Raw genomic sequence first — 13464 nt, forward strand, 5'->3', positions numbered from 1 at the left:
ATTGTGACGATCCCACCTTGGCACAAAGATGCCGTCGGGGGGCGGTTACAACATCAGAGTCCCCGGAGTGCAAAAACTCCATGTGCGCCCCACGCCGCGGATCGGGGGAATTGCGCTGGTCGCCGGTGCCGTGGTCAGCATGTTTTTATTGGGATCGGGGGCAGCGGCCCTTTGGGGGCTGATCTGCCTGACGGCGATCCCGGCTTTTCTTGCAGGTCTGATTGAAGATCTGACCAAACAGGTCGGCGTCAAAACCCGGCTCTGCGCGACCATCGTCTCGGGTCTGCTGTTTTGCATGATCAGCGGCTATGCCGTGCGCAAGACCGCAATTCCGGGGCTGGATGTGCTTTTCGGCTTTGCGCCTTTTGCGGTGCTTTTCACCGCTGTTGCGATCGGCGGCATTGCCAATGCGATCAATATTATTGACGGGGTGAACGGCCTTGCCTCCGGCGCGGTCATCATCATTCTGCTCGGCTTTGCGGTTGTGGCAGGCAATGCCGGGGATATGCCGCTGCAGGCGATCTGCCTCGTTGCAGCAGGCTCTATCCTTGGCTTTTTCCTGCTGAATTATCCGATGGGGCTGATCTTTTTCGGTGATGCCGGGGCCTATACGGCGGGCTTTGTGCTCGCGGTGGTTGCCGTTCTGCTGCCCGCGCGCAATCCTGAGCTTTCGCCCCTCATCGGTCTCCTGGCGCTCTCTTATCCGGTGATGGAGACCCTGGTCTCCATCCATCGCCGCCTGGTGCGCGAGGGCACGAACCCCGGCCAGCCTGACCGCCTGCATCTGCACAGCCTTGTCTACCGCAGCTTTGCCCGCCGCGCGGCCCAGGCCATCGGCCTTCCCGCCATGCGCAATCCGATGACCAGCACGGTGATGTGGTTCTTCCCCTTCCTCTCCGCGCTCCTTTGCGTACTCGCCGCGCAGAGCACCATTGGCGTCGTGCTCTCCATCGGCCTTGTCGGCGCAAGTTATCTTCTCGCCTATCGCCGGGTGGCCCTGTTGCGGCCGATCCGGCGCAGGGAAGAGGAACTCCCCGCCTGATCGCGCTTACAAAAAGGCCGCCCCTTACGGGCGGCCTTTGTCACTTCGGTGTCACCCCGTGCGATCAGCCTTCGACAAAGCCGGGCCAGGTGGCCATATAGCTCACGAATTTCTCCCCAAGCGCCTGGCTGCGCAGATAGTCCGCCGTGACCGGCAGGTCTTTCACCCGGAACTCTGAATCCGCCGCCATGGCTTTGGGGAAATCGGCATGCAGAATGGCGCCGCGCCCGATCAGCACGAAATCCGCCCCCGCAGACAGACAGTCGCGCACATCCGCCGCCGAATAGATCTTCCCCGCCACCCCGAGCGCACAATCGCCGCGCGGCAGATCCATAAAGGCATCGATCAGACGGCCGGTTCCGGTCTCCTCAGGGGCTTTCGCATAATCCCAAAGCGACAGGTCGAGATAGTCCAGATCTCCGCCGGTCATCATCTCAGTGGCAAAGCGCTGCGCCTCTTCCAGCACCACGCCATACCGCTCCGGCGACAGACGCAGGCCCAGGGTGAAGGATGCGCCGCAGGTTTTGCGAATACCGCTGACAATCTCACGCACCAGACGGGTGCGGTTCTCATAAGAGCCGCCCCAGTGGTCGCTGCGGGTGTTCTCCGTACTCAAAAACTGCGTCAGCAGATATCCATGGGCCCCATGCACCTCGACGCCGTCAAAACCCGCCTTCTGCGCACGAACGGCGGATGAGATAAACGCCTCGCGCAGGGCTTCAACCTCAGCCGTGGTCATCGCACGCGCGCCGCGCCCTTCGACGGCGGAGACCGTGGGCAGGCCCGACAGCTCAGGCCGCGCGCGGTTGCCGCCATGTTGCAGCTGCAGCGCACTCTGGGTGCCGGTTGCCTTCAGCCGGGCGGCCAGCGCGGCAAGACCCTCATCATGCAGATCCCCGCTGATGCCGAACTGCCCCTCAAAGGACAGCCCCTCGCGCTGCACATAGGCAGCGGCGGTCATCACCATGGAAAAGCCGCCCTCCCCGCGCGCTTCCAGCCAGCGGATCTCATCGCTGCTCAGCACGCCGTTGTCATGGCTCTGCTTATTGGTCAGCGGTGCAAGGGTGAGGCGGTTGGCCCAGGTCACCCCATTGCGCAGGGCAAGCGGTTGAAAAGCGGTCTCAGTCATTGAAAGTCGGTCCTCCGTTGCAAAGGCAACAGACACCGGCGGGGGCCGCGCCGCAAGAGGGCCGCCGCCGCCCGGCCCTGCGACGTGACGCAACGATGCGACAGTCCGTCGCGGTAAATGCTTGTCTTCCGGGGTTCCACAAGCAATAAACCGCAAATAATACCCCGTAACTTCGCAATGAATGCAAGAGAGGTGTCCTGATGATGAAACTTGTTGCTGCAGCCGTTACCGGCTCGCTGGTCGCAGGCGCTGCTTTCGCCCAAGCCACCGAAGTGAAAATCGGCTATGCCCTGGCAGAGCACTCGCACTATGGTGCCGGCTCCAAAGCCTGGATCGAAGCGACCAAAGCCGCCACCGGTGATCGCTTCAACTTCGTCGAATTCCCCTCCTCCGCCCTTGGCGGTGAGCGTGAGGTGCTGGAAGGCCTGCAGCTTGGCACCGTAGAGGCGACCATCGTCTCCTCGGGCGTTCTGTCGAACTTCGTGCCGGAAATCGGCGTCTTTGACGTGCCCTTCCTGTTCCGTGACTTCGATCACGCCCGCGCGGTTCTCGACGGCCCGATCGGCACTGAGATGCTGACCAGATTCGCTGACCACGGTCTGGTCGCCGTCGCCTGGGGTGAGCAGGGCTTCCGCCACATCACCAACAACCGCGGCCCGATCGCAGCCCCCGCAGACCTCGCCGGTCTGAAGCTGCGCACCATGGAAAACCCGGTCCACATCAAAGCCTTCCAGACCCTTGGCGCAGCGCCGACCCCGATGGCATGGCCCGAAGTCGTCTCGGCGCTTGAGCAGGGCACCATCGACGGCCAGGAAAACCCGCTCTCGGTGATCGTTTCGTCGAAGCTGAACGAAGTGCAAAAGCACCTGACCCTCTCGGGCCACGTCTATGCGCCCAACGTTCTCTTCGTCTCGTCGATCTTCTGGGACGGTCTGTCGGATGAAGACAAAGAAGCCTTCCGCAAGGGGGCCGTTGAAGGCGGCCTTGCAATGCGCGCCTTTGTTGACAACGCCGAAGCCACCGGTGCTCAGGCGATGAAAGACGCCGGCATGGATGTGGCCGAACTGACCGCTGAGCAGAAAGAGGCCATCAAAGCCGCGCTGGCTCCGGCCTATGAAGACTACGCTAAAACCTTCGGCGCAGATCTGCTGCAGCAGATCGCCGACGTGAAGTAAGTCCTGAAGTAAGCCTGCCCGGGCCCCGCCCGCCCTGTGACAGGCGGCCCCGCTGCGGGCCGCCTGCTGTCGTTTCCGCAGCCGCTCCTGCCGGAGGGGGTGCATTTATCCGGAGTCCCCCATGAGCCCCTGGCTTTCCCGTGCGGAACAGCTCTTTCTTGGCGTCAATCGCTGGGCCGTGATCCTCGCGCTTTCGGCGATGGCCTGTCTTGTCTTCGCCAATGTGACGCTGCGCTATCTCACCAATAATTCCATCGTCTGGGCCGAAGAGGTCGCGCGCTATCTGATGATCTGGATGACTTTTCTGTCGGCGGGCCTTGCGCTGCGCGGCGGGCTTCTGGTGGCGATTGCTCAGGTGCACATGCGGTTTACCCCTGCCCTGGGGCGTGCGATCCGGATCGCCATGCTGGTCATCCTTGCGGGCTTTTGCCTTTGGATGATCTGGTCGGGCATCGGCTATATGAACCGCATGGGGCGTCAGCTGACCCCGGCCACGCGGATTTCCTTCTGGTATATCTATCTCGCCATGCCTCTGGGCTTCGGGCTGATGGCGACGCATATCCTGCTGCTGGCCCGCCGTTTTGTCACCACAGGCCGCTTTGATGAAGGCCAGGACCAGTCCTCCGCGGTCGGCGGCTGAGGGATAAGATCATGACCCTGACCCTTGTCATTATTTTCGCAGCCCTGCTGATCATCGGCTTCCCGGTGGTTTTTGCCCTCGCCATCTCGGCTTTCGGGGCCGTGCTCATCCAGGGCAAATATCCGGTCGTTGTGGTGGTGAAAGAGATGTTCACCGGCCTCGACAGCTTCCCGCTGATGGCGGTGCCTTTCTTCGTGCTCGCGGCAGAACTCATGACCGGCGGCGCGATGACGGCGGTTCTTCTGCGCTTTGCCGCGCAGTTCTTCGGCCGCGTGCGTGGTGGCCTTGGCTATGCCAATGTCTTTTCTTCGGCGATGTTTGCCGGGATCTCGGGCTCGGCGCTCGCCGATGCCGCAGGCCCCGGCGCCATGATGATGAAGATGATGGAGAAAGAGGGCTACCCCCGGTCCTATGCCGCAGCCCTGACGGCCTCGGCCTCGGTGGTCGGGCCGATCATTCCGCCGTCGATCACGATGATCATCTATGCCATGCAGGATGAAAGCGTCTCCGTGGGCCGGCTTTTCATGGCCGGGATCCTGCCGGGGCTGCTGATCTGCGTGATCTATGCCGGCGTGAACCTGATCCAGTCACACCGCTTCGGCTGGCGCGGGCAGACCCCGGTGCCGCCGCCATCCGTCTTCATGATGAACACGCTGAAGGCCCTTCCGGCGCTGATGCTGATCGTCTTTGTGATCGGGGGCATCCGGGCCGGGTTCTTCACCCCGACCGAGGCCTCGGTTGTGGCGGTGTTTTATGCGCTTCTGTGCGGCATGTTCATCTACCGCACGCTGAAACTCTCGGCGCTGCCCGGGATCCTGCTCGCCTCTGCGGTGACTTCGGGCGCGATCCTGATGATCCTCGCCTCGGCGCGGGCCTTCGCCTGGGTACTGATCATCGAGCGCATGCCCCAGGCGGCAGCGGCCTGGATTGTAGCGCTGGATCTCTCGCCGATCATCTTCCTGCTGCTGGTCAACGTGATGCTGCTGATCTTCGGCTGCTTTATGGACCCGCTGCCCGGCGTGATGATCCTGGTGCCGATCCTTGCCCCCATCGCGCATAGCATGGGCATTGATCCGACCCATTTCGCCATCGTGGTCATCGTCAACCTGACCCTGGGGCTGGTCACCCCCCCGGTGGGAAGCCTGCTCTTTGTGGTCTCCTCGGTGGGACGGATTTCGGTGCCGCAGATCCTGTCGCAGATGCCCGCCTTCCTGATCGCCAATATCCTGATCCTGGTCATCCTGACCTATGTGCCTGCCGTCAGCACCTGGCTGCCCCGGGCCTCCGGCATGTAAACGCTCAGAACGCCCGCCCCTCTCCGGCGGGCGTTTTTCTGCGGAACGTCAGGGCCTTCAGCGTCGTTTTCACCGGAAAGACCGCGCCGGAGACCCGCAATGACCCTCAACAGCCTGATCGCCACCCTCAGTGACCCCGGCCTCGCCATTCCGATGCTCGGAAGCCTGTTGGCGGGACTTCTGATCGGGGCGGAGCGTGAGGTCAGCGGCAAGCCCGCGGGTCTGCGCACCCATACGCTGGTGTGTTTCGCCTCTGCGCTGATGACCCTTGCCGGGGTGCGGATGGCGGAATGGACGGTGGCCCTGCCCGCCGATGCGCAGATCGTGACCGATATGGCCCGGATGCCCCATGCCATTCTGACCGGCATCGGCTTTCTGGGCGCGGGCGTGATCTTTCGCGAAGGCGTGAATGTGCATGGGCTGACCACCGCCGCCTCGCTGTGGTTCACCTCTGCGCTTGGCATCATCTGGGGCACGGGGCTGACCGAATTTGCGGTGATCGGGACATTGGCCGCGCTTCTGGTGCTGGCGCTTCTGCGCGCTTTGCAGCCGCAGCGGACTGCGCCGCTCTCCTGGCAGCTGGAGCTGAGCTACCCGCTCCTGAGTGCGCCCGCCCCCTCAGCCCTGAGGGCGCATCTGAGCGAGGCGGGCTGGGCCAGCGGCGATCCGGCCCTGCAGCAGGATCAGGATCTGCGCCGCTACAGCCTGACGATCACCCCGAGGATCCCGCAGCCCGTCGATCCGGCCGCACTCCTCGAGACGCTGAAAAGAGCCGCCCCCCCGAGCGCGGTCTCTCTGACCCCCCTCTCCGCCCCGGCAGGCGGCTGAACCGGGCCCGAGCCGCGACCACAGGAACCAATCGGAAACATTTACACTTTCCCCCCTCTTTTGTTCCGCTATACTGGCCCCAGGTCCCCCTGCACCAAAGGCCGCCGATGACTGATCGCTTCCGCTCCGCTCTCAGCCCCCATCCCGCCTCTGAGCACCAGCCTGCATCGCTCTCCGGTCTGGCGGCCCAGGCGCGTGACTATGCCGAAGCGGCCACTTCGGCCAATACGCGCCGCGCCTATGATGCGGACTGGCGCCACTTCACGGCCTGGTGCAAACACGAAAACCTGGACCCGATGCCACCCCACCCGCAGACCGTCGGGCTTTATCTGACCGCCTGCGCAACGGGTGCGAAATCCGTGGGCGGCAAACGCAATGCCGTCTCCACCATTGAGCGGCGTCTCTCGGCACTCTGCACGGTTTACATGAGCCGCGGCGTGGTCCTCGACCGCCGCGACCGTCATATCGCGCTCGTCATGGCCGGGATCCGCAACACCCATGGCCGCCCGCCCGTGCAAAAGGCGGCGCTGATGCCTGAGGACCTGATCGCCATGCTCTCCGTCTGTGAGCGTGAGACCCTGCGCGGGTTGCGCGACCGGGCGATTTTGCTGATCGGCTTTTCCGGTGGTCTGCGCCGCTCTGAGATCACCGGCCTCGACGGCGGGCGCGATCAGACCTCAGACGGCCTCGGCTGGGTCGAATTCATGGACAAGGGCCTGCTGATCACGCTGCGCGGCAAAACCGGCTGGCGCGAGGTGGAGATCGGCCCCGGCACCACGCCCGCCACCTGCCCGATCACGGCGCTGCGCGACTGGATGAAACGCGCAGGCATCCGCCAGGGGCCTATCTTTCGCCGTATCTGGCCCGACGGCATGGAGATCGGCGCCATGCGGCTGAACGATCGTGAGGTGGCGCGGGTGGTCAAGCGCCTGGCCGTTCTGGCCGGGGTTGCCGATCCGCGTGATGAGCGGATGTATGCGGGACACTCGCTGCGCGCCGGTCTGGCCAGCTCGGCGGAAGCCGATGAGCGCCTGGTGCAAAAACAACTCGGCCATTCGACGGCTGAGATGACCCGCCGCTATCAGCGCCGCCGCGACCGCTTCCGCGTCAACCTGACCCGCGCCGCAGGTCTTTGAACCGCAGCCAAAGGGCTGTCCGTCAAAGGAACGCCCCGCCCGAACCGCGCTTTGCCGGTTCAAAATCCGAAGGAGGCACCGCGCCTCACCCTCAGGACGGCGCGGCGCTTTCGCCTCGCGCCACGCGGCACCAGGCGAAAGCCTGCCGCCCGCTGTGCAATTGACGCATCAGTGTTACAAAATTTCCATTAAATCACCCTCGCAGCGCGGCGCTATGTCGCTATAGTGCGGCCATCGGCCCATGCCCGAGGAGTTTATTGTGACCGTTAAATCCTTTTTGTTTGCAGGACTTGCCCTGCCCCTCATGATCCCCGCCACGGCTTTTGCCCAGGATGCGGCCCCCGCCTGTCTGGCGGGCCGCGAAGCTGTCTGGCTCGGCGGCAACGGCGTGGCGGAACTCAGCGGCGAGGCGCTGCAAAGCGCGGTAAACACCAGTTCGGGCGGCAGCCTTCTCGCCGCCTTCCGCGTCACCGGAGAGGAGCGGCAACTGCGCATTGAACTGGGCAACCACACCCAGGGCGACCCCCATCTGACGCTCTACACCGCCTCGGGCACCATGATTGCCGAGATGGATGACTACGACGGCACCCTTGCAAGCCGCATTGAGCAGGGCCTCGCCCCCGGCGATTACTGTGCTCTGGCGCGGGATGTCTCAAACGGCCCGCTGAGCGCAACCCTGCGCGTCTCGGAAATCAGCGACACCGCCATGGTGACCGCCCAGGGCCGCAGCGGCCTTGCCGCCTGCACCGCCGGGACCGAGGCCGTCACCCTGGATGACGCCGCCCTCGCCAAAGCGCTCAGCGAATTTTCCAGCCTGTCGGAAAGCTTCAACGCCGCCGAAGGCCCGAAATATCTGCGCTTCAATCTTCCCGGCAATGCCAGCCTGCGCCTGACCGCCACCTCCTCTCAGGCCGATCCGGTCATCGCGCTTTACAACGCCGCAGGCGAGCAGGTCGCCGAGAATGATGATGCCGATGGCACCAATTCGCGGCTCGATATGCTGGGCAACCTGGCAGCGGGCACCTATTGCCTTGGCGCCACGGCACTTGGCGGCGGCAGCGGCGAAATCCGCCTCTCGGTCGGCGGCGTCGATCCGGCAGAGGTGCTGCGCGATGCCTATCGTCAGGGCCAGATGCCGCCGCCCTCTTCGGCAGGCTATCCGGTAGAACCGCTCGACATCACCTCGGCAGAACCGCAGGTGAAACTCCTCGGCGGCTCTGCGCTGTGGTTCAGCTTCGACATCGATGAGCGTCAGGTCGTGGTTCTCAACGCCTATGCGGCGGCCACCGGCATGGACACCCGCATGGCGCTTTTTGACATCTCGGGCCGTCAGATCACCGAAAACGACGATGCCAACGGCTCGACCGATCCGCAGATCGGCCCGGTCCTGCTGGAGCCGGGCAGCTACCGCCTGGCGCTGGTGCAGCTTGGCTCGGACAGCACCACCGGGCAGATGCGCGCCGCCTCAATCAGCGCACAACGCTATCTGCGCGCGAAATAAGACGAAGGGGGCCGCAAGGCCCCCTTTGCTTTCCAACGGGTGATCCGGCACAGCCGCTCAGCGGCGCATCCGCGCCTTGTACTCCTGCATGGAGATGATCCAGCCCTCATAATCCCCGGCCTTCTTCGTCATATAGCGCCGCACCCGCTCATGCGGGGTGACCAGAAACTGCCCGGCCTCAACCCCGTCAAAGCCCAGGGCCGCGACCTCTTCGGCGCTCATCACGCCATCGGCGCGGGTGGCCTCATCCTTCACATCGGCCAGCATCGCCGTATCCACGCCCTGCGGGCAAAGCGCTGTCACACCGATGCCGTCTTTGCCATGAGCAATGGCGATGCTTTCCGCCAGCCCCAGGGCTGCATGCTTGGTCGCGCTGTAGGTTGCAGCCCCCGGCGCGGTCAGCAGCCCCGCCGCAGAGATGGTCTGCAACAGATGCCCGCGCCCGCGCGCAATCATTCCCGGCAGCACGGCGCGGCTCAGCCGCACATGCGACAGAACATTCACCTCCCAGGCCAGCGCCCAGATTTCATCGCCCGGCGCTGTGATGATGCCCTTTTCGATCCAGCCCGCCGCGGTGCCCGCATTGGCACAGGCAATCCCGACCGGCCCGAGTGCAGCCTCTCCCTGCTGCACCAGCGCGGGGATAAAATCGGGATCCCGAAGATCACCGGCGATCGCCAGCGCCCCGGTTTCGGCGGCGATGCTCTCAAGCCCCGGCCCCGGCAGATCGCTCAGGATGAGCCCTGCCGCGCCGCGCCGCCGCGCCTCACGCGCCAGCGCCCGCCCGATGCCGCCCCCCGCCCCGGTGATCAATACGACTTCGCCTGCAACTTTCATCCCGGTCTCCCCCCCGTTTTTTTCGCAGTCAGCCTGCGAAGCACAGGGCTGTCAAATACTTCGCCGCAAAAAGGCCGCTCTGTGCTCTTTGATCCGCCGCCGGCTGTGCTTATCTGCACCACATACGCCCGCCCGGGCGTTAAGTGACGAGCCGCCTGCGGAGACTGCCTTGGAAAAAATCACCCTGACCGAACGCCCCGATCTGAAAGAGCAGGCCGAGGCTGCGGGCTTCAGCTTCCACACCATGTATGGTGAGCCCTATTGGGATGAGACCTCGGCCTATGCCTTCACGCTTGAGCAGATTGAGCGCGATCTCGAAGGCCCCGCAGAGGCGCTTCATGAAATGTGCCGCGAGGCGGTGCCCTATATCCTGCGTCAGGAATCGCTGCTGGACCGTCTGGAAATCCCCCGCGCCCACCGCGGCTGGATCGCCGAAAGCTGGACCCGCGGCGAGCCGGAACTTTATGGCCGTTTTGATTTTGCCTATGACGGCAAGGGTCCGGCCAAACTTCTGGAATATAACGCCGATACCCCCACCTCGCTTTTTGAGGCGGCCTCTTTCCAGTGGAAATGGCTCGAAGATCTGCTCGAGCGCGGAGAGCTGCCCGAAGGCGCGGATCAGTTCAACGGTATCCATGAGGCCCTCGTGAACCGCTTCCGCGAGATCATCGAGAAGGGGGAGAATATGCATTTCACCTCCGTCGCAGGCTCGACCGAGGATTACGGCACCGTTGAGACCCTCGCCTGGATGGCCAATGAGGCGGGCATCATCCCGCATTACACCGAGCTGGATAAGATCGGCCTGACTGAGGAAGGCCAGTTTGCCGACAACGAATCCCGCGTCATCGGCACGCTCTTTAAGCTTTACCCCTGGGAGGATCTGCTGCGCGACGATTTTGCGGCGCATCTCGCCTCGGCGGGCTGCCGCTTTGTCGAGCCGCCGTGGAAGGCGCTTTTGTCGAACAAAGGTCTGCTGCCGGTGCTTTGGGAGATGTTCCCCGATCACCCGAACCTGCTGCCGGCCTATTTCGCCAATGACGTGCCCGAAGCCGCGCAGAAACGCTTTTCCGAACAGGGTGTTGTCGAAAAGCCGATCTTCTCGCGCGAGGGTCAGGGCATCAAAATCCACGCCCCCGGCCTGAGCGAATCCGCTGAGCCCGGCCCCTATGACAGCCACCCGAAGATCCTGCAGGCCTATCACCCGCTGCCCGAGTTTGACGGCTTCAAGCCGGTCATCGGCTTGTGGATGGCAGGCGGCGCATGTTGTGGTATGGGCATCCGTGAGGACAAAAGCGCCATCACCGGCAATCTCAGCCGGTTCAAGCCCCACTTTATCCGGCCCGGCGCCTGATCTCACCGCCTGAGGAGAGTAGAGATGAAACGCAACCGCCTGACCCGTCCCGCCACCATCGGCCTGATCGGCCTGACCGCCTTCACGCTGGCGGCCTGCCAGGAAGAGGTTCTGGAGGTTCCGATGATCTCTTCGGCCTCGGAATGCACCACCTCGATCCCGGGCGCGACGCCCGAGGAGTGCAAAGCCGCGATCGATCAGGCCAATGCCGAGCATCAGGCGACCGCCCCGCGCTATGACGCCGTTGCCGTCTGCGAAGAGCAGCATGGCGCGGGCAACTGCGTGGCCGATAACTCTTCGGGCGGCGGCTCGATCTTCATGCCGATCCTGATGGGCTATATGATGGGCTCGCTGATGTCGAAGCTCGGCGGCGGTGCGGCCGCGGGGGCGGCCAATGCGCGCTCGGTGCCGATGTATCCGGGCGCGGGCGGCGGTCTTCAGACGGCCGACGGCTCGACGAAAGTGGCTGCCGGTTCCGGCACCGCCAAAGTCGGCCCCCAGGCTTTTAAAGCCCAGCCCACCACCCTTGGCAAAGCCCCGATGAGCAGCGCTACCGTGCGCTCGACCGGTGGCTTTGGCAATTCCACCACCTCGGGCGGGCGCACCTCCTCGGGTGGCGGCGGTTTCGGCGGCTGATCTGCCGCCACGTCTCACTTGCCAGCGCGGCAGGCCGTGACACTCTTCCCCCGGAGGGCGCATCACCACGCGTCCGGGGGGAGAGAGATGACCACCACTGAGACCGCAGGCCGCCGCGCCGGCCGCAATACCATCAATGACGCCTTGTCCCGCGCCGCCCGCCGTTTCGGGTCGCAGACCGCGCTGAGCTATCTCGACCGCAGCTGGAGCTTCAGCGGCCTTTATGACGCCGCAAGCCGCATCGCCCTTTCGCTGCAAGAGGCGGGGCTGAAAAAGGGCGACCGCGTGGCCGCCTATGGCACCAATTCCGACGCCTTCTTTCTGCTCTGGCTCGCCTGCACCCGCGCGGGCTTTGTGCATGTGCCGATCAACTACGGCCTCGTCGGGCGCGAGCTGGAATATATCCTCTCCAACTCCGGCGCCTCGGCGCTTTATTGGGATGAGGCACTGGCGGATAAGGCGAAATCCGTGCTCCCCGCCCTGCCCGCTCTGCATCTGAGCGGCCCGCTGCAGGAGCTCCTGCCCATCGCCCAAAGCGCCACACAGCCGCCCCGGGACCTCTGCCCCGATCTTTGTGACGACGATCTGGCGCAGCTTCTTTACACCTCCGGCACCACCGCCGCGCCCAAGGGCGCGATGATGACCCACCGGGCGCTGCTGGCCGAATATACCAGCTCGATCATTGAGCTTGATTTCAGCCGCGAAGACCGCGCCCTCGCCGCCCTGCCGCTTTATCACTCGGCGCAGATGCATGTCTTTGTCATGCCGCAGCTTTTGATGGGGGCGCATTCCCGCCTTATCGCCACACCGCAGCCTGAAACCTGCCTGAGGCTGATTGAGGAGGAGCAGATCACCTCTTTCTTCGCCCCGCCCACGGTCTGGATCTCACTGCTGCGCAGCCCCGATTTTGACCGCCGGGATCTTACGTCGCTGAAGTTTGTCTATTACGGCGCCTCCATCATGCCGGTTCCGGTGCTGCAGGAGTTGCGCGCCCGCCTGCCCACCGCTCAGCCCTATAACTGCTACGGGCAGTCGGAAATCGGCCCCCTCGCCACCGTGCTGCGCCCCGAAGAGCATGACGCCCACCCCGCCTCCGCCGGCAAGCCGATCTTCAATGTTGAAACGCGCCTCGTCGATGAGCAGATGCAGGATGTGCCCCCCGGCACCCAAGGTGAGATCATCCACCGTTCGCCGCAGCTTCTCACGGGCTATTGGGCCGCGCCCGAAGCCACCGCCGAGGCCTTCACCGGCGGCTGGTTTCACTCAGGCGATGTCGGCGTGATGGATGAAGAGGGCTATCTTACCATCGTCGATCGGGTGAAAGACATCATCAAGACCGGCGGCACCGTGGTCGCCTCGCGCGAGGTGGAGGAGGTGATCTTTACCCATCCTTCGGTGAAAGAGGTGGCCGTAGTCGGCCTGCCGCACCCCAAATGGATCGAAGCCGTGGTGGCCTTTGTCGTGCTGCGCCCCGGAGAACCCCGCGATGAGGCGGCGATCATGGCCCATGCAAAAGCGGGGCTTGCGCCCTTTAAACTGCCAAAGGCGGTGATCTGGCTCGAGGATCTGCCGCGCAATACCGCCGGAAAAATTCTCAAGCGGGAATTGCGGCTCCACCATGAGGCTCATTTCGCCTCGGCCTGACCAACCGGGGGTTGGCATTCCTTACTGTTATTGCCAGCCCCAAATCACTAAGTCCGGCCCAGGAAACGGACTTGTGACTATGTATCAGATTACCATTGACCGCCCCTTTGTGCTCATCCGCCACGGGCAAAGAGCTATACGGGATTTTGGGTGATACGGCCTGATCAAGCGGCGCGATTTTCGGCGCCGCTGGTGGCTACGCCGTCGGTGAATGTGACGCCTTCGATGAGCAAAGGCAACTGGTTCGCGC

General features: G+C 64.0%; 12 protein-coding genes. 10 read left to right on the plus strand and 2 right to left on the minus strand.

Annotated features, from left to right (window positions below):
* Positions 1–67: 67 nt before the first annotated feature.
* Complete coding sequence (locus EP867_RS17630) at positions 68–1042, plus strand: MraY family glycosyltransferase (protein WP_241656959.1); 975 nt, start codon at positions 68–70, stop codon at positions 1040–1042.
* 64 nt (positions 1043–1106) lie between these two features.
* Here EP867_RS17630 and EP867_RS17635 read toward each other — a convergent pair whose 3' ends face one another.
* Complete coding sequence (locus tag EP867_RS17635; protein ID WP_128490780.1) at positions 1107–2171, minus strand: NADH:flavin oxidoreductase; 1065 nt, start codon at positions 2169–2171, stop codon at positions 1107–1109.
* Between the two features lie 200 nt (positions 2172–2371).
* Here EP867_RS17635 and EP867_RS17640 point away from each other — a divergent pair, with 200 nt between their 5' ends.
* From EP867_RS17640 to EP867_RS17665, 6 genes are all read left to right on the plus strand, one after another.
* Positions 2372–3346 carry a TRAP transporter substrate-binding protein gene (locus EP867_RS17640; RefSeq protein WP_128490781.1) on the plus strand — a complete coding sequence of 325 codons (975 nt, stop codon included), beginning with the start codon at positions 2372–2374 and terminating at the stop codon, positions 3344–3346.
* Between the two features lie 121 nt (positions 3347–3467).
* A complete protein-coding gene (locus EP867_RS17645) occupies positions 3468–3986 on the plus strand; it encodes a TRAP transporter small permease (RefSeq protein WP_128490782.1) in 519 nt (172 codons plus the stop codon).
* Positions 3987–3997: 11 nt separating this feature from the next.
* Positions 3998–5281 (plus strand): TRAP transporter large permease, encoded by a 1284-nt coding sequence (locus EP867_RS17650; protein WP_128490783.1) that lies wholly within the window; start codon positions 3998–4000, stop codon positions 5279–5281.
* Positions 5282–5380: 99 nt separating this feature from the next.
* Positions 5381–6109, plus strand: a complete 729-nt coding sequence (locus EP867_RS17655) for an MgtC/SapB family protein (protein WP_241656960.1) — start codon at positions 5381–5383, stop codon at positions 6107–6109.
* Between the two features lie 107 nt (positions 6110–6216).
* Complete coding sequence (locus EP867_RS17660) at positions 6217–7245, plus strand: tyrosine-type recombinase/integrase (protein ID WP_128490784.1); 1029 nt, start codon at positions 6217–6219, stop codon at positions 7243–7245.
* 259 nt (positions 7246–7504) lie between these two features.
* Positions 7505–8746: a hypothetical protein gene (locus EP867_RS17665; protein ID WP_128490785.1), complete on the plus strand. Its 1242-nt coding sequence runs from the start codon at positions 7505–7507 to the stop codon at positions 8744–8746.
* Between the two features lie 57 nt (positions 8747–8803).
* On the opposite strand, the gene EP867_RS17670 is transcribed toward EP867_RS17665, so the two are convergent.
* Positions 8804–9583 (minus strand): SDR family NAD(P)-dependent oxidoreductase, encoded by a 780-nt coding sequence (locus EP867_RS17670; RefSeq protein WP_128490786.1) that lies wholly within the window; start codon positions 9581–9583, stop codon positions 8804–8806.
* Between the two features lie 169 nt (positions 9584–9752).
* On the opposite strand from EP867_RS17670, the gene EP867_RS17675 reads away from it, so the two are divergent.
* The 3 genes from EP867_RS17675 (at position 9753) to EP867_RS17685 (ending at position 13214) form a co-directional block, all read left to right on the plus strand.
* Positions 9753–10934, plus strand: a complete 1182-nt coding sequence (locus tag EP867_RS17675) for a glutathionylspermidine synthase family protein (protein ID WP_128490787.1) — start codon at positions 9753–9755, stop codon at positions 10932–10934.
* A 24-nt stretch (positions 10935–10958) separates the two neighbouring features.
* Positions 10959–11570, plus strand: a complete 612-nt coding sequence (locus EP867_RS17680) for a DUF1190 domain-containing protein (RefSeq protein WP_128490788.1) — start codon at positions 10959–10961, stop codon at positions 11568–11570.
* Between the two features lie 87 nt (positions 11571–11657).
* On the plus strand, positions 11658–13214 hold the full coding sequence (locus EP867_RS17685) for a fatty acyl-CoA synthetase (protein ID WP_128490789.1): 1557 nt from the start codon (positions 11658–11660) through the stop codon (positions 13212–13214).
* Positions 13215–13464 lie beyond the last annotated feature (250 nt).

Origin of the sequence: Falsigemmobacter intermedius, assembly GCF_004054105.1 — a bacterium.
GTDB lineage: Bacteria > Pseudomonadota > Alphaproteobacteria > Rhodobacterales > Rhodobacteraceae > Wagnerdoeblera > Wagnerdoeblera intermedia.

Excerpts from the sequence above, each read along its gene's own strand:
- EP867_RS17680 (WP_128490788.1), top strand. The coding sequence starts at position 10,959 with ATGAAACGCAACCGCCTGACCCGTCCCGCCACCATCGGCCTGATCGGC.
- EP867_RS17670 (WP_128490786.1), bottom strand. The coding sequence starts at position 9,583 with ATGAAAGTTGCAGGCGAAGTCGTATTGATCACCGGGGCGGGGGGCGGC.
- EP867_RS17655 (WP_241656960.1), top strand. The coding sequence starts at position 5,381 with ATGACCCTCAACAGCCTGATCGCCACCCTCAGTGACCCCGGCCTCGCC.
- EP867_RS17645 (WP_128490782.1), top strand. The coding sequence starts at position 3,468 with ATGAGCCCCTGGCTTTCCCGTGCGGAACAGCTCTTTCTTGGCGTCAAT.
- EP867_RS17635 (WP_128490780.1), bottom strand. The coding sequence starts at position 2,171 with ATGACTGAGACCGCTTTTCAACCGCTTGCCCTGCGCAATGGGGTGACC.
- EP867_RS17660 (WP_128490784.1), top strand. The coding sequence starts at position 6,217 with ATGACTGATCGCTTCCGCTCCGCTCTCAGCCCCCATCCCGCCTCTGAG.
- EP867_RS17640 (WP_128490781.1), top strand. The coding sequence starts at position 2,372 with ATGATGAAACTTGTTGCTGCAGCCGTTACCGGCTCGCTGGTCGCAGGC.
- EP867_RS17685 (WP_128490789.1), top strand. The coding sequence starts at position 11,658 with ATGACCACCACTGAGACCGCAGGCCGCCGCGCCGGCCGCAATACCATC.
- EP867_RS17650 (WP_128490783.1), top strand. The coding sequence starts at position 3,998 with ATGACCCTGACCCTTGTCATTATTTTCGCAGCCCTGCTGATCATCGGC.